Genomic DNA, 15,946 nt, shown 5'->3' with positions numbered 1-15,946 from the left:
TTTACATAAAATACTGGTCTAGTTTCGTGATGTCTTTTTTAAGCAATTTGTCCTTTGATAACTTCAAAAGATATTATTTTTCAGTTGACATACTACCGCAGGTCTTTTATACTAGGATTATTATCTTTAGCTTCAATCTTAGCGTACATCATTTTTATTCTTACTTCATCTGTTCCATAATTTTCAATAAACTTAGTAACAAACGGTGACTCTTGTTCTTGAGTGCCACTCAATCCACCTAAATCAAATACCCTATTGTTTTTTTCATTGATAATTTGAGTTGGTAACAAAATATTTTGTGTTACAGAATTTCTCAATTTCTTTAATGCAACTATAGTAGCTGACTCAACTTCATCCACCGAAAGATCCGGATGAATGAATGTCTCTAAATCCACTAAAACGGGCATATCCCCTTGAGCTATAAGATTTTCATGATGAATATCAACAGCATTTGTTGTATATAGTATACTCAGAATCATTCCAACTCTAAAATAAAAACGAGTTAGTTCCTCTTCATTTTTACATTCTTGATGTTTAATAAATTCCATCCAGCCAGCTTCTTTTATGCTATATGATTTTGCTGCCGTTAACTTATATTCATTCCTTTTAATTGCAGTATTGTTTAGCCAGTGTAAAAATTCACTATACTTTTCCTCCATGTACAAACTACGAGGTTTATACATAATGACTTTATCTGTACTAAAAACTAGCTTTGAAACTGACTTCCCATTATTATGAGTGTCACCTTCTCCCATGGTTATTTCTTTAATTCTCCCTAATTTTTCTCCACCATTTAATGTATTTTCAATTTCACGAATTTCTCGTTCTGTATCTTTAAGAATGCTATTAATAAATTCTATACCACTTTTCACTTTAATATCCAGAATCCTTACTAATTCGGGGTAGTTCTTATATACTGCCTTTCTATATCCGTTATCTCTTAGCAATACTTCGTTATAATATTTTCCCCTCTCAACACTATTATCACCTTGCAATATATTTTCTTGTTTTGCATAATATATTTCAGCAATAATTGTTTGAAATCCAACTAAATGTAGTGAATGAAACATATTGAAAATGGCTTGATGTAAAAAAACTGTTTTATCCTCAATAATATTACTTTTTTCTACTACATCAAAAAGGGACCCTACGTATTTTTTTAGAATCGGTTCATAAAAATACACCCAAAAATTTGCCTCTTTTAAGTTTTCTAATATAATATCTAACAGTTCCTGTTGTTTAATATTTCCCCAGATCATTGATTGTATTAATGACTCATCCTCGGTGTTATACTCATTAATAAATTCTTTAACATTTTTCTGTGATACATTTTTAATTAATTCCTCTACATCACATATCTCATAATCTTCAGGAAAAAATGATTTCCAGTATTCCTTTAATTCTTTATTTGTTACTGTATTTAAAACTTCATTCATTACTTTCATTCCCCCACCCATATAGAATAATTGAATCAATTTCATAATTATTAATTTATAAAAATTTCATTTATTACAAAGAAATATCATTATTATGAAATTGATTCAATTATAAAATATGTAAGTGAGCATATGCTCACTTACATATTTTATATTCGAAACTATTAGCAAGGTTTACCAGTTCTGCTACACTCCGCAGATGTAGTCAATACTGCACCACATTTCCAAATTTGTGTAGCAATCGTTTGCGTAGCTGTATATACTCCTGCTGCTCCTAGCGTGACTGCCAAACTACCACCTTCAATGACTTCAAGGTCTTGACGTTGAATCTCTTCTTTTAAACTTCCAACTGAACTATCAAATCCAGCCGCCTTTTTGTTTCTTAATAATGGATTTCTTTTTGATAAATTCATTATTGCACCCCTTATTATTTTATAGTTTTATTTATAAATATACTAACAAGTTCTTTCCTTTGAAGTTGTACAAAAGAACTTGCGAATACCAAACTTAAATTGCTTTTATATAATTACCAATTCAAAACTACAATACTATCATTATTGATCTTTCAATCTATATAATAAGAAAAATAGATTACATATTAATGATTTATAAGTAAACAGACATATAGTTATTACAGGAACTAAATATTTATTAGCAAGAGTTACCAGTTCTGCTGCACTCCGCAGACGTAGTCAATACTGCACCACATTTCCAAATTTGTGTAGCAATCGTTTGCGTAGCTGTATATACTCCTGCTGCTCCTAGCGTGACTGCCAAACTACCACCTTCAATGACTTCAAGGTCTTGACGTTGAATCTCTTCTTTTAAACTTCCAACTGAACTATCAAATTCAGCCGCCTTTTTGTTTCTTAATAATGGATTTCTTTTTGATAAATTCATTATTGCACCCCTTATTATTTTATAGTTTTATTTATAAATATACTAACAAGTTCTTTCCTTTGAAGTTATACAAAAGAACTTGCAAATACCAAACTTAAATTGCTTTTATATAATTACCAATTCAAAACTATAATACTATCATTATTGATCTCACAATCTATATAATAAGAAAAATAGATTAAATATTAATGATTTATAAGCAAATAGATATATATTCATTTCAGGCACCAAATATTTAAATATAAAATAACTTCAATTATTAAATGCCCAGTTAAACTTCTAACCACTTGCTCATTTCATTATATTTATTAGCAAGAGTTACCAGTTCTGCTGCACTCCGCAGATGTAGTCAATACTGCACCACATTTCCAAATTTGTGTAGCAATACTTTGCGTAGTTGTATATAATGCTGCTGCTCCTAGCGTGATTTCCACACTACCACCTTCAATAACCTCAAGGTCTTGACGTTTGATCTCTTCTTTTAAACTTCCAACTGAACTATTAAATCCAGCCGTTTTTTTATTTCTTAATAATGGATTTCTTTTTGATAAATTCATAATTGCACCTCATGCCCTTTATTAATTAAACAATAATATAATCAACAAGTTCCTTCCTTCGAAGTTGTACAAAAGAACTTGTAAATACCAAACTTAAGTTGCTTTTATATGATTAACAATTCAAAACTACAATACTATTATTATTAATATTGAAATCTGTATAATAAGAAAAATAGATTAAATATTAATGATTTATAAGCAAATAGATATATATTCATTTCAGGCACCAAATATTTAAATATAAAATAATTTCAATTATAAAGTGCCTAGTTAAACTTCTAACCGCTTGCTGATTTTATTATATTTATTAGCAAGAGTTACCAGTTCTGCTGCACTCCGCAGACGTAGTCAATACCGCACCACATTTCCAAATTTGTGTAGCAATCGTTTGCGTAGCTGTATATAATCCTGCTGCTCCTAGCGTGACTCCCAAACTACCACCTTCAATGACCTCAAGGTCTTGACGTTGAATCTCTTCTTTTAAACTTCCAACTGAACTATCAAATCCAGCCGCTTTTTTGTTTCTTAATAATGGATTTCTTTTTGATAAATTCATAATTGCACCTCATACCCTTTACTAATTAATTTATAATATATAAACAGGTTCCTTCCTTCAAAGTTGTACAAAAGAACCTGTAAATACCCAAGTTATAGTAATACCGTATGATAACCTCGTTCAAAATAAGATTCTGTAATTTTGCATCTAATTAACTTAATAATCGGAAGATTATTATATGACAAATATTAGTATATATTGGTTATTTTTTCAATATGATATGCAAAAATGCATATTTTTTCCTGTTGGGAAATTCTTTTACTCAAATTACATTCTTCCTATAACCAGAAAAAATTCTAGAGGCAATATAAATAATCTGTACATACTGCTTATGAGTTACAACTTTTATAGACTCAAATAAATTGTGACCTGTACCCACGACGATTTCATTCTCCTGTCAGGCACTAATCGCCTCAGTAACTTAATAAATTTTCACTTCAAATTAGATGCTTTCTATAAAATCGTTCCTAATTGTTTTCGAATTAAAAAATGATTTGGTCCAAATTTATTATTCTCATACCCTCTCATTAGACCAAAACTTACAACAGCATAAATTTTTTTCCAACATAGTACCCTTTACACCTTTAAATGGATCTTCAAATCTATTCCCTACAAGTAATGGCTATAGATACACATATAGAATTGATTCATAATTATCCCTCCTCGATGCTTTTTAAAGAGAGTGTAATTAGTTCATATTTAGATAAAATTATATTCATAGAAAAAAGTAAAATTCATCTCAAGATTATATAAAGATGAGTGCTCTACGTACTAATTGCATGTGTTACAAATTGTGCTTTCAACAAGCAATATTTAACTATTTTCTTTCCTTTTAACTATCCCATCTCGCTACAAGGATTCTAATGCACGTAAAATAAACTGTAAGGGAATCCCTACAGTTTTTATGAAGAAATGCCTCAAGGCACACCCATCTAATTTAGCTAACACGTTCAAAATGTAATCGATACACTTTTCATATGCGAATAAATAAGAAAAGCCCCCATCTAATTGTTATACAAATGTTAATTAGATGGGGGCTACATATTACTTTTCTTTATTCACTTCTTATTGATGCCCATACGACTTAAACAATTATTCTTTATGCAAATCGCAAATAACGATTTCTATTTTTTTATTAAGACCAAATCCACACATCATCATTATTTTGAGTGTTGTTCTTTGTTTCATTCACTTTTTTGATATGACCAACTGTGTTGTAATTAATAGAAATGCCGCCCCAACCTACATACTTCATATCAATTTTCACTTTCTCACCTTTTTTAAATACTTGTCCTTTTGTTAAGAACACGTCAATAACGTCTTTCTCCCCATTTTTTGATGGATACTCAACTACGACATATTTAGTAGCACTGTCTTCCATCATACCTAATTCTAATACTTCACCAATCACATAATCAGGTGAGCCATCTTCTTTCAAATGCATACCTAATTTGTTTGTAGTATTATCAACGTCTGTTGCAACCATATACTCCGTAAAGTTACGCATCATATATCCAGTTGCTTTTACTTCGTCTCCTATTTTCACATTTGAAAGATTTTCTATATACACACTAACAGTTTCTTCGTATTGTTTAGATTTCACAACAATCACACCATGATCCACTTCTACTACGTGTCCTTCTAACGTCGATAAATTCGTTTCAATAGAATCTGCACTCACTTTTGTTGCTTCTAATCCTGATAATGCTGCGAAGTCTAAAGCACCTGCTAAGATTAATTTTTTCGTACTCATTCTATAACATCCCCATTCATAATATATCCACATACTAGGATTAATAAGGATGAATATTACAGTATTATTGCTCGCTCTTGCATTGTTTGGAATAAGTGGTTCATTCTCTTTTATTAGGAAGCTAACCAAATCCCCCCTGAAAAAGATAAACGATTAATCATCATTGAAACATTTGTTGTATTAGGAGTTGAATGGATAGGTATTGGATTATTCCTTTAGCACATATGCGCACTTTTCCTTTAAAAGCGCCCCCTTATTATTCCGTCAATATTGGAGTGAACCCTTAGAATGAGACGAAAAAAAACACCTCTCTAAATCGTAAGTATCAGTTATGATTTTAATGGAGGTGTTTTCTTATGGGGAAAAAGACGCATTATCCCGCCGAAATAAAGTGGAAAGTAGTTGAAATGAAACACCAAGGATTCAAAAACAAAGAAATTATGGATGCCTTAGGAATTAAACATGTGGCTCAAATTAAAACTTGGATGAAATGGTATCGTGAAGGCGAAACCTATCGGTTTGAACAGTCTATTGGAAGACAATCTGCACATGGAAAAGGCTTAAAAAGGTTAACAGAACTTGAACAAAAAGAATTAGAAATACGTTATTTAAAGGCAAAAATTATATTGCTGGAAAAGTGCCAAGAAATCTTAAGGAGGTGGGAGGAAAAGAAGAAATAATGAAAATGATAAAGGAATGGCAATCAATTTTTACAATTGCAGAACTGTGTTCCATATTTAATATTTCACGTGCTACTTATTATCGTTGGAAAAAGCAGGAGAAAACAGTAACTAATCATGAAGAAAAAACCGTAATAGAAATATGTCAACATCATAAATATCGGTATGGATATCGTCGGGTTACAGCTTGTCTACGTGATCAATTTAACATCGTAATGAATCATAAAAAAGTATTGCGTATCATGAGAAAATACAACGTATTATCTCGGGTTAGAAAAAAGAAAAAGATATTTGTGCTCGGTCATGAACCAGTGGTAGCTAAAAATCGAATACAACGGAGATTTAAAGCTACCAAGCCTAATGAAAAATGGTTCACTGATATCACGTATTTGATGTTCGGCAATAAGACTCTTTATTTTTCATCTATTATAGATGGGTTTAACAATGAAATTGTAAGTTATAAAATAGCTGAGACACAGGATGTTTCTCTTGTATTAGATACTCTAAAAGAGGCTTTAAGAAAGCGAAATGTGATTGATACGATTTTACATTCGGATCAAGGAAAGGTGTATACATCAAAACAATTTCAAACATATGCCACAGAAAAAGGCATTATCACAAGCATGTCTCGTACAGGAAACTGCCATGATAATGCCCTCATAGAATCTTTTCATTCTCATTTGAAATCCGAAGGATTCTATGCGCAAAATATAAAACAATCGAATAATGCTAGTATAATACAAACTGTGGATGAATACATCCACTACTATAATAATGAACGGATTCAGAGAAAATTAGATAATATGTCACCTATAGCTTATAGGAAACATGTTATCTAGGTGTTTTTTCTTTGTCTCACCAAATGGGGTCAGACCAATATTAAGGGGGGGTGCTTGCCAGAGTTTATTTAAAGCTTTTATCCTTCCTCCTTATGTTAACTAAAATACTTATTGCTTACATTTTTTATTGTTATATAATATTTTATATCTTTACTTATATGCGATTAAGATATATCGGAATTAGAAAAAGGGATCTTTCGAGATTCCTTTTTTTATTTAAAATAAAAAGCAGCGGATTCGCTACCTATCTATATTTCTCGCCTCACAGTGATTCCTTTATATTATTTTATTATATCTTCTCCTTTTAAATCTATTTATTAAAATATATAATTGTACGACCACTAACATTTTGAATCGAGGTGACAATCATGAGGAGTTTTGGTTCATTATTGATCTCTACTATCTGTTCAACAATCCTTTTAGTTTGGAATACCTTTTCTTTCTACACTGGATTCACAGCAGGACATACATACTACTGGGTTAATGGAATCATAGCCTTGATTTTCCTCCTATTTTTCACCCTAAACATGCGAGATATTATCAAGAAAGACTACAGAACATCAGGAAAATAGGAGTTGATACATATTATAAAAAGACAATAAAGTGAGTAAAATTTGAAACCTCAAACATTTTAACCCCGTTCTAAATTTAGGACGGGGTTTAAAATGTAGTTGTATAATTTTTAATCTAAAATTTTTGTAATATTAACAACAAACAAGACACCTCCCTGATCACGGTAGTGCCTCCGATAATTGCTATAAGCTTGATCAAACTAATTTATCATCACATTATTTATTTCTTTGTTTCCATACCCCATTAGCTTTACGATAAGTATGCTTGCCATCCATGAAATCAGCCGTTTTACCCGGAATGCTATATTTCTTATTCTTTTTCTTAGCCTTTTTCTTCAGCCTTTTCTCTTCTTGAATAGCTTGCAAATCCGCCTTCCATTGTTTCAACAAATCCTTTTCACGTCGCATCGAATTTGTACCCCTTGGTTTAAAATGTGTACCAAATAATTAGATTCTACCTATTTATATAGAATCCTTTAACCAAAATTTCCATTTTGTTCAAATTCACGTTTAATATGTATTTTCTATGTAACTGAGAAAATAGCACCCGTTATGGATCCTTTCCTTATCTTACCTGCACAATTCCATTGTCATCTTTGCTACTGCCCCCGTTACCAACCCTAAAATCATGCACAATGTAGAAATGAACCACAAAATTTTTTCATCGTATTCCTCCCTTCCTTTTTGTTTTCCTTCCCTTACATCATAATGGGATTGGAATCATTGTTGGGAAAACTATCGATTTCTATGATTTAACAAAGATTTATGTTTAAATCCATTGCTTAACGCCTCTACTCCTTCAAACAGGCTTTTTATGATATGTATGCAGGATTCCCTCTTACATGTACCGAAACCTCAATAGGGAAACATTCCACTAATCACCATACCTATTTCATAACATTACATTTTGGAGGTTAAACAGGATGAAAAAAAAGAAATTACAAAAATCAGCACTTTCTTTTGCCTTACTCTTTTCTTTAGGTGTTTCTTCTTTCTCACTTATAACGAAGATTCATGCAGACACACAAGAGGTACAAACTGCAGAAAAGAAACCAGTCTCTTTAACGGAGCGTACGTCTTTATTTTTTGAATATCTCCAGCAAGATAAATATTCAGAGGCACTACAATTGACGTCTGCTGCTTTTCAATCCAAGTTTACGGCAAACATATTACAAAACTGGTGGACACAAAGTGGCGGGAGCAGGATTACAAGCATGGGAACACCTGTTATTAAAGAACGAAACATAGTCCATCAAACGGTTGAAATTCCAGGAGCTATCGAAGGAACTACTATTCCACTACTCCTTAAATTCACGCCTGGTGGCAAAGTTGATGAAGTTGGCGTAAGGACGACGCCACAGAAATCTTATACCATCCCGCATCCTAGTTATGACCAACCTGATTCCTACCAAGAACGTGAAATCGTAATTGGAAATACTACATACCCGTTACCAGCCACATTAACGGTTCCAAAACATAAGCCTGGCGAAAAAGTACCTGTTGTTGTTCTTGTTCACGGTTCTGGTCCACAAGATCGTGACAGTACATTTATGGGAGCTAAAATCTTTAGAGACCTTGCAGCTGGTCTTTCATCAAGGGGTATCGCAGTGCTACGTTACGAGAAACGTTCCTTAGAACACGGTTTTAAAATGACTGCAGAACCTGCTACATTAGACAGCGATACTACAGATGATGCCATATATGCAGCAAATTCAGCAGCGCAGCAGGAAGGTATTGACCCAGATAACATTTTCATTCTCGGACATAGCCAAGGTGCTGGCACCATGCCACGTATACTAAGCAAAGCACCTTCATCACTTGTAAGAGGAAGTATTTTAATGGCACCACCTGCACGTCCTTTTACTGACATGCTCCTTGATCAGTATCAGTACCTTGGGGCACCAAAGGAGTATATTGATGAACTAAAAAAACAATTCGCTTATATTGAGGATCCTACTTTTAATCCAGATCACCCACCAGCCGGTTATAATTATCTTTCTCCACATTTCATGTATGATGTGACCCGTTGGCATCCAGTTGAGGAAGCGAAATCACGAAAAGAGCCATTACTGATTCTACAAGGCTCACGTGATTATCAAGTAACGGTAAAAGAAGAGTTTACGAGATGGCAAGAAGGTCTTTCAAGTCGCAGTAATGTTCAGTTTAAAGAATATCCGAAATTGAATCACCTCTTCACGGAGGGCGACGGTGAATTAAGTCACCCTAGTGAATACGAAGTCCCTTCAAATGTTCCAGCGTATGTCATCCAGGACATCGCTACATGGGTCAATGCGACAAAGAAATAAAAAAAACAACAAAAGCCATCATGCAATTATCATTGCGTGATGGCTTTTGTGATACTAATGATTCCATAAACGTGATACTGACATATCTTTTATTCTCTTTATTGTTTCAACAGAGCAAAAAAGATGCCAGCTCTTTTGAGAGAAGGTTCAGATTCTAAAATATATCCAATTTCATCATTTTCTCGGTCGGAAGTATGCTGATTAATTTGGAAACTGCCTGTTGATTTTTTGTAACCATTAAACTATGCCATTTATGGCCGGTTACATCACTTCGATATTAAATAACGTCCCCAACATTCCCTTCTAATGCTTTCAGACTATAAGTCTCATAAGTTGGTACTCTAGAAGACCAGTAAGTGTAGAAGTTTTCAACTACAGTCCAAGTATGAGAGGTTTTAAGTACTACACGATTTCCATTCGCATTAACAGCTTGTGAAACGAAATTCGTACAATCTTCCCCGTCATTCCAATGCTGTAATTGCCAAATCTAGGATTTCGTCCCTTTGCTCATCATACTGCATAACTAGCAGCTGCACTTCCATTTATACTAAAAAATAATACTATGCTTGTTACGAGAGATGAATACAAACATACATTCTAGCGCGATATACTTGCTAGCAGGTAGAGTCATAATCTGCTTTCTACATGTAATGTATTTATTATCTTTTGTGTTTGTTTGCAAGTAAGTACATCCTAGACTTGATATTTTCACAGCTCTTATTGGCTTCACATCTTGCTATCTCTGGTCCATCAGTGCAAGAATACGAGATTTATTTCGATATGTAAGAATGCATATTATTTCTCTTGGATGTTATGATATACTCTCTTTGTGAGCTGATACAATATTTCTTTAGATTGGAAAACTAAAACCTCATTAACCCCAGTTGGGGGCGCCTTATGGCGTCTTTTTTTAGTTCTGCTACATAGATATTTAGCTTAGATATGGAAGTAACTCGAAAACAAACAATAAGCTACCCATTTGGACAACTTATTTACATCATTTTCGAATGTGGAAGTTCCATCTTTCAAAGCCACCCTATTAAATAGGATTAGATGTATAAAACATATTAGTTACGGGATGCTCTCGACTTGAGGCTACTACAAATGCTTCCTCCTAATCATCCATATGAATATATGACTTACTTCTGATCAATTTGTCGTTGTTGTTTTTCGTTAAAACACATTGAGAATTGTGGATATTTTTCTGCTTCTTTCTTTGTTCCTATAAAGAATTGCGAATATGTTAATCCCGCTTGCGATGATACTGATCTCTTGTGAATATCTTTGCCTTTTTCTAACCTCTTAACTTGGTTTCCGCTTTTGTCTACATAATAGTATTTTACATTATCCCATCCAGAATCAAGGTCACTTTCCCTACCAATCCTTTCATTCGATGATGTTTTCAATAGTCCATCTTTAGTTACTTGATATATAATTTTCTTATCTTCAATTTTTAGGGATGGCGCATCCTTGATGTTATAAAGGACACCCACACATCCTTTGTAATCATCAGGTATTAAAAAGGCCTTCTTAGCAAAAGAATTATACATATCATATATCCAAACAATAGGGGTACCTAGTATGATAACAGACAAAAAAAGGCTATTCCAGCATAAGCATATTTACTCTTACGGATAGAGTACCAAGCCAAAAATATAAACAGTATAAAAATTGGTATTGCTTGAATGAGGAGAAACCCTTTCAAAAAATTAAGTTGAGTACTGTCTGGAGGGTCTGTTGCCATCCCACCTATAAATAATGCTAATGGAGCTGTGATGAGATTCAATCCTAAACTAAGATAAATCAATAACAACAGGTTTTTATTTTTTGGTACTTTATCCACCCGAATTCCTCCTACACTTAATACAATTAAGCTCTTGTTGCACAGCAAACCCTTTCCCATTTTGAGAAAGACATGATCCGCCCTTAATATTTTTTCTTTTTAAGCCGATAATGCCCCCTCAGACTGGCTCCCAGTGCAATGACAGTCATAATGATAAAGATACTTAGGGAAGCAACCTGATTTGGAATCAATTTGGCAATGTTTGCCCAAAGTAATGTAATGCTTGCAAGCCATGTTAAACTGATGATATAAAACCAACCTGATTTTTTGTCCATTACCTGTTCACCTCTCTTTTCCTAATTGTACTATTTGTAAAAATCAATTTGTTGGGATTTTAAAATGTATAGGATATATATGTAAGATTTACGTTATGACTTATTATTAGAAGTAAGAAAATATTGAACTTTATCCTCACAAAGCAACCCTATTTCCTTTCTTTAAATAACTCTATTTATTTTTTATACACTCCTATACTAGGCAAACTCTTAGCATGAATGTTTTCGTAAATGCAAACGTTCTTCCTCACCAAAACATTAAGTACATTAGTCTATTTCTTCGTTTAAGAGGAGCTAGTTTTACATAAGATAAAACACAAAAAACTGTGCACAAAAACCTGCATGGTAACAAGTTTTTGGCACAGTTCTATTATTTGATCCCTTTCATAAGTACCTGAATCTTTGGAGCCATTAAATATAAAATAACACTTAAAGCAATGGATACTCCGCCAATTACACCGAAATAAATAATCTCTGTTTCAGGATTATATAATCGAACAAGCTGCGCATTGATAGCTTGTGCAGATGCACTCGTTAAGAACCATAGACTCATTGTTTGAGCAGAGAACGCTGCTGGTGCTAGTTTTGTAGTAATAGATAATCCGACAGGTGATAAACAAAGTTCCCCGATTACGACTAAAAGGAAGCTAATGATTAACCATATTGGGCTAACAAGGGATTCGGTACCATGGATATATGCAGGAATAATCATCACTAAGAATGATAAACCAGCAAATAATAAACCGATAGCAAATTTATTTGCTGTACTTGGTTGGCGTGAATTCAGCTTTACCCAAAGCCAAGCAAATACTGGTGCTAGTAAAACAATATAAATAGGGTTTAAAGATTGGAACCATGAAGATTGAACCTCAAATCCTGCAAAGTTTAACTGTGTACGTTGATCAGCATAACTAGCTAAGATGATTGCTCCCTGCTCTTGAATCGCCCAAAACATTGTAGCAGCGATAAATAGTGGTATGTAAGCAATTAAGCGAGATTTTTCAACTTTTGTCGTCTTTGGACTACGGTACATAAAGACAAAGTAGCCTGTTGGAATTAGAATACCTAAGATACTTACAAGTAAAGTAAATCGATCAATCGTTAAAATACCTGTTGGAATTGTTAACACACAAACTAGTGCAATTGCGATAATACCAATGCTAAACTGTATAAGGACCTTTTTTCTTTCCTTGTCTGTTAAAGGATTTTGTACTTGCGTTCCTGCTAATCCTAGATTTTTCTTTTTCGTAAGAACATACATAATTAATCCAAATAGCATACCAATTGCTGCCACACCAAAACCTAAGTGGAAGTTATACTTTTGACCGAGTGTTCCAATTACAAACGGAGATAATAGTGCTCCTAAATTAATACCCATATAGAAAATACTGAAACCTGAATCACGACGAGTATCTGTTTCACTATATAAATCACCAACAATACTAGATACATTCGGTTTTAATAACCCTGTTCCAAGTACTAAAAATACCATTGAGATAAATAATGTACTAACCGTTCCTGGTAGAGCTAAGATGAGATGACCAATCATTATTAAAACGCCACCCCAAAATATTGTTCTACTTGAACCTAATAGGCGGTCAGCAATCCACCCACCAATAATGCCAGACATGTAAACTAACGAACCATAGATAGCCATAATGGATGCAGCTGTGGCGTGATCCATCCCTAAGCCACCTTTAGAAATGGAATAGTACATATAGTAAAGTAATATTGCTCTCATTCCATAGTAAGAAAATCGCTCCCAAAATTCTGTAAAGAATAGGGTAAATAGCCCTTTTGGATGTCCAAAGAAACCATTTTGTGGAACGGTGCGAATGATATCGCTTTTGTTAAGCTTCTCCATACAAATACACTCCTAATATACAAATATAATAATTCATTTTTAAGTATATGCCAAAAAATAGAAAATTTAAATAATTTTTTATTCGTGTAATAATTTGATTTTTAAGAAAAAACTAATTTATGTGTTGTTTTCGATGATAATTTTATGTAAATTATATAATATATATATATAAATTCTGATAGTGATATTTTACAAATATAAATACAAATATAGGAGGATTTATATATTGGCAATGAAAGCAGTTACGATAGAAGAAATTTATCAAGAAATATTGGATGGCAAAAGGAAACGATTCCCTCCAAATACTTGGAAAGAAGATTTGGATAATAAACTCGCCCGCAGAGTAATCACATATTTATTACACAGTATCTTAAAATGGGATAAGGAAGACATCAGAAAAAAATGGAACACTCAATTACTTGTAAAGTATAAATTACGAGGATTACTCAAACATAGATACGAAAATAGCCCTTTTAAAGCAATAAATGATTTATACCCAAGTGAGTTTAAAGAATGGGAGTTTGGTATGACTCCTTTAAATTTTTGGACGAAAGAAAAGGCATTAACGATTTTGAGATGGATGATTGAAGAAAAAAAAGGTTTATCGAACGAAAAGCTCTTACGCGTATACGGCAAAAAATGGTTGGAGAAAAACAAACTTAGTGCCCCTCTGGCTATGTACTGGAATAGTAGTCCGTTTGCAATGATTAACGATTTGTACCCTAGTCGTTTTAAAGAATGGGAATTTCTCATGACGCCCAATAACTTCTGGACAAAAGAAAAAGCATTAGAAGCATTAAAATGGACCATTGAAGAAAAAGAAAAATTAACACCCGAACAAATACTGGATGTATACAGTATAAAGTGGCTAAAGACTCACAGATTAGCGTCTCCATGTCAATTAATGTGGGGAAATAGTCCATTTAAAATGATAAACGACTTATATCCAGGTCGCTTTAAAGAATGGGAATTTAAAGTTACACCAGTTGGCTATTGATCCAAATGTAAAGCACTAGAAGCATTAAGATGGACCATTGAAGAGAAAGAAAAACTGGATGAAAAACAGCTATTAAACGTATTTAATCAACGATGGCTCATAAAACAAAAATTACGGACACCCTTACAACGCTATTGGAAAGGAAGCCCCTACGGGATGCTTATTGCTTTATATCCAAATCGTTTTTCTAAAGGTATGTTAAAAGGGTATTGTAATAATTAAAGTGGAAATGTAAGTATGCAGAGACGCCCTTTGGTGTCTCTTTTTGAAATCCTATGTAAGTACATTCTTATGTGCCTATCGCTTTATTTATCGAAGAAAGTGAACCTGTTATATTATTTCCCAATCCATCTCGTCAAAGCCATACCAAGAAACCCAGCGCCCATCCCTATCATCCACCCAGGTTTGGCGCCCCCAAACATAGATCCCACTCCCGCGCCAAGAAACGTACAGCCAACGAATACTATCCCCCGATGCCCCAGTTCGGTCGTTCCATACTTCATCCCCACCCTTTCTTTACAACATATACTATATGCAAGCTAAAATTTCTAGCTTATGAACTGTTCATTTTCTCGACTATAACTATATGTTTCATATCCATTACTTACAGGTCCAAATGTCATTTTTACATCAATTCGTTACTTAACTTCATTGGTTACTTTTTTTCATCTTATAGAAGATTATTTCTCAACACATAACACATGGAATTATATTACCATTAATGGTAATATAAAGGCACCTTCAATTGTTAACTGTTGTTCCCTTTTTGAAAGTCCTGTCAAAAGACAGGACTTTTTAAATTTACTTCCTACTAATTTGGCTTTTTCGTTAATATCCTTTCACCTTGTATTTATTTGTTTTGTTATCTTTCCTTAACAACAAATAAGACGTTGCCAAAATCAAGGCAGCGCCTACTATAATTCCTATACATTTAATCAAAATCATTTATCCGCACATTATTTATTTCTTTGCTTCCATACCCCATTCTCTTTACGAAAAGTATTCTTTCCATTCATGAAGTCAGCTGTATTACCAGGAATGCTATATTTCTTATTCTTTTTCTTAGATTTCTTCTTCAGCCTTTTCTCTTCTTGAATAGCTTGCAAATCCGCCTTCCATTGTTTCAACAAATCCTTTTCACGTGGCATCGAATTTGTACCCCTTGGTTTAAAATGTGAATCAGGTAATTAGATTCTACCTATTCATATAGATATCATCTAATCCAATGTACCAAGTTATGTTTTTCTTTTTAAATAGACTATAAATGCTAACTTAAATATGTACATTAACGCTTGAATAAATATGTACATTTTCAATTGGATTCTCCATACTGACTCTGAGGTGGTTAGTATGTATATTAAGCTAGAT

At 33.2% G+C, this 15,946-nt stretch carries 18 protein-coding genes and 1 pseudogene; 4 read left to right on the top strand and 15 right to left on the bottom strand.

Annotated features, from left to right (window positions below; genetic code table 11):
* Positions 1 to 92: 92 nt before the first annotated feature.
* The 7 genes from lanM to MR168_RS27240 all read right to left on the bottom strand — a co-directional run bounded on the left by lanM (position 93) and on the right by MR168_RS27240 (position 5,202).
* Positions 93 to 1,436 carry a type 2 lanthipeptide synthetase LanM gene (lanM, locus tag MR168_RS27270; RefSeq protein ID WP_242291627.1) on the bottom strand — a complete coding sequence of 448 codons (1,344 nt, stop codon included), beginning with the start codon at positions 1,434 to 1,436 and terminating at the stop codon, positions 93 to 95.
* A gap of 164 nt (positions 1,437 to 1,600) precedes the next feature.
* Positions 1,601 to 1,849 carry a plantaricin C family lantibiotic gene (locus tag MR168_RS27265; protein WP_242291625.1) on the bottom strand — a complete coding sequence of 83 codons (249 nt, stop codon included), beginning with the start codon at positions 1,847 to 1,849 and terminating at the stop codon, positions 1,601 to 1,603.
* 238 nt (positions 1,850 to 2,087) lie between these two features.
* Positions 2,088 to 2,336 carry a plantaricin C family lantibiotic gene (locus MR168_RS27260; RefSeq protein WP_174402585.1) on the bottom strand — a complete coding sequence of 83 codons (249 nt, stop codon included), beginning with the start codon at positions 2,334 to 2,336 and terminating at the stop codon, positions 2,088 to 2,090.
* A 308-nt stretch (positions 2,337 to 2,644) separates the two neighbouring features.
* Positions 2,645 to 2,893 (bottom strand): plantaricin C family lantibiotic, encoded by a 249-nt coding sequence (locus MR168_RS27255; protein WP_053512376.1) that lies wholly within the window; start codon positions 2,891 to 2,893, stop codon positions 2,645 to 2,647.
* 307 nt (positions 2,894 to 3,200) lie between these two features.
* A complete protein-coding gene (locus MR168_RS27250; RefSeq protein ID WP_053512377.1) occupies positions 3,201 to 3,449 on the bottom strand; it encodes a plantaricin C family lantibiotic in 249 nt (82 codons plus the stop codon).
* A gap of 453 nt (positions 3,450 to 3,902) precedes the next feature.
* The gene (locus MR168_RS27245; RefSeq protein ID WP_228497310.1) at positions 3,903 to 3,977 is read right to left on the bottom strand and encodes a hypothetical protein; all 75 of its coding nucleotides are present in this window, start codon (positions 3,975 to 3,977) and stop codon (positions 3,903 to 3,905) included.
* 607 nt (positions 3,978 to 4,584) lie between these two features.
* Complete coding sequence (locus MR168_RS27240) at positions 4,585 to 5,202, bottom strand: ATP F0F1 synthase subunit alpha (protein WP_086411792.1); 618 nt, start codon at positions 5,200 to 5,202, stop codon at positions 4,585 to 4,587.
* Positions 5,203 to 5,558: 356 nt separating this feature from the next.
* Here MR168_RS27240 and MR168_RS27235 point away from each other — a divergent pair.
* Together MR168_RS27235 and MR168_RS27230 are read left to right on the top strand one after the other, a co-directional pair.
* Positions 5,559 to 6,721, top strand: a protein-coding gene (locus MR168_RS27235; RefSeq protein ID WP_174402552.1) for an IS3 family transposase whose coding sequence is annotated in 2 segments (ribosomal slippage) — positions 5,559 to 5,826 and positions 5,826 to 6,721 — 1,164 coding nt in all. Because the reading frame shifts where the segments join, the coding sequence is not laid out codon by codon here.
* A 368-nt stretch (positions 6,722 to 7,089) separates the two neighbouring features.
* The gene (locus tag MR168_RS27230; protein WP_086411925.1) at positions 7,090 to 7,293 is read left to right on the top strand and encodes a hypothetical protein; all 204 of its coding nucleotides are present in this window, start codon (positions 7,090 to 7,092) and stop codon (positions 7,291 to 7,293) included.
* 216 nt (positions 7,294 to 7,509) lie between these two features.
* On the opposite strand, the gene MR168_RS27225 is transcribed toward MR168_RS27230, so the two are convergent.
* Positions 7,510 to 7,701 carry a hypothetical protein gene (locus MR168_RS27225; protein ID WP_001250593.1) on the bottom strand — a complete coding sequence of 64 codons (192 nt, stop codon included), beginning with the start codon at positions 7,699 to 7,701 and terminating at the stop codon, positions 7,510 to 7,512.
* A gap of 515 nt (positions 7,702 to 8,216) precedes the next feature.
* Between MR168_RS27225 and MR168_RS27220 the strand changes: the two genes are divergently transcribed.
* Complete coding sequence (locus tag MR168_RS27220) at positions 8,217 to 9,599, top strand: alpha/beta hydrolase family protein (RefSeq protein ID WP_103597412.1); 1,383 nt, start codon at positions 8,217 to 8,219, stop codon at positions 9,597 to 9,599.
* Positions 9,600 to 9,876: 277 nt separating this feature from the next.
* Here MR168_RS27220 and MR168_RS33770 read toward each other — a convergent pair whose 3' ends face one another.
* From MR168_RS33770 to MR168_RS27195, 5 genes are all read right to left on the bottom strand, one after another.
* A complete protein-coding gene (locus tag MR168_RS33770; protein ID WP_236093368.1) occupies positions 9,877 to 10,086 on the bottom strand; it encodes an amidase domain-containing protein in 210 nt (69 codons plus the stop codon).
* A 652-nt stretch (positions 10,087 to 10,738) separates the two neighbouring features.
* Positions 10,739 to 11,194 (bottom strand): DUF6843 domain-containing protein, encoded by a 456-nt coding sequence (locus MR168_RS27210; RefSeq protein ID WP_236093366.1) that lies wholly within the window; start codon positions 11,192 to 11,194, stop codon positions 10,739 to 10,741.
* Positions 11,176 to 11,442 (bottom strand): hypothetical protein, encoded by a 267-nt coding sequence (locus MR168_RS27205; protein WP_236093365.1) that lies wholly within the window; start codon positions 11,440 to 11,442, stop codon positions 11,176 to 11,178. The genes MR168_RS27210 and MR168_RS27205 overlap by 19 nt, the downstream gene beginning before the upstream one ends.
* 83 nt (positions 11,443 to 11,525) lie before the next feature.
* Positions 11,526 to 11,717, bottom strand: a complete 192-nt coding sequence (locus MR168_RS27200; protein ID WP_086411926.1) for a hypothetical protein — start codon at positions 11,715 to 11,717, stop codon at positions 11,526 to 11,528.
* 370 nt (positions 11,718 to 12,087) lie between these two features.
* Positions 12,088 to 13,581, bottom strand: a complete 1,494-nt coding sequence (locus MR168_RS27195; RefSeq protein ID WP_086411927.1) for a peptide MFS transporter — start codon at positions 13,579 to 13,581, stop codon at positions 12,088 to 12,090.
* 226 nt (positions 13,582 to 13,807) lie between these two features.
* Between MR168_RS27195 and MR168_RS27190 the strand changes: the two are divergent.
* Positions 13,808 to 14,800 (top strand): annotated as a pseudogene (locus tag MR168_RS27190) (DUF4046 domain-containing protein).
* 113 nt (positions 14,801 to 14,913) lie between these two features.
* Here the strand turns inward: MR168_RS27190 and MR168_RS27185 are convergent.
* Both MR168_RS27185 and MR168_RS27180 read right to left on the bottom strand, forming a co-directional pair.
* Positions 14,914 to 15,081 (bottom strand): hypothetical protein, encoded by a 168-nt coding sequence (locus MR168_RS27185; protein WP_181003868.1) that lies wholly within the window; start codon positions 15,079 to 15,081, stop codon positions 14,914 to 14,916.
* 453 nt (positions 15,082 to 15,534) lie between these two features.
* Positions 15,535 to 15,726, bottom strand: coding sequence for a hypothetical protein (locus MR168_RS27180; RefSeq protein WP_086411929.1), 192 nt, complete (start codon positions 15,724 to 15,726; stop codon positions 15,535 to 15,537).
* Positions 15,727 to 15,946: the final 220 nt, after the last annotated feature.

It is taken from the genome of Bacillus cereus group sp. BfR-BA-01356, assembly GCF_022663635.1.
GTDB lineage: Bacteria > Bacillota > Bacilli > Bacillales > Bacillaceae_G > Bacillus_A > Bacillus_A cereus.
This window is presented reverse-complemented; position numbering and strand designations above follow the sequence as displayed.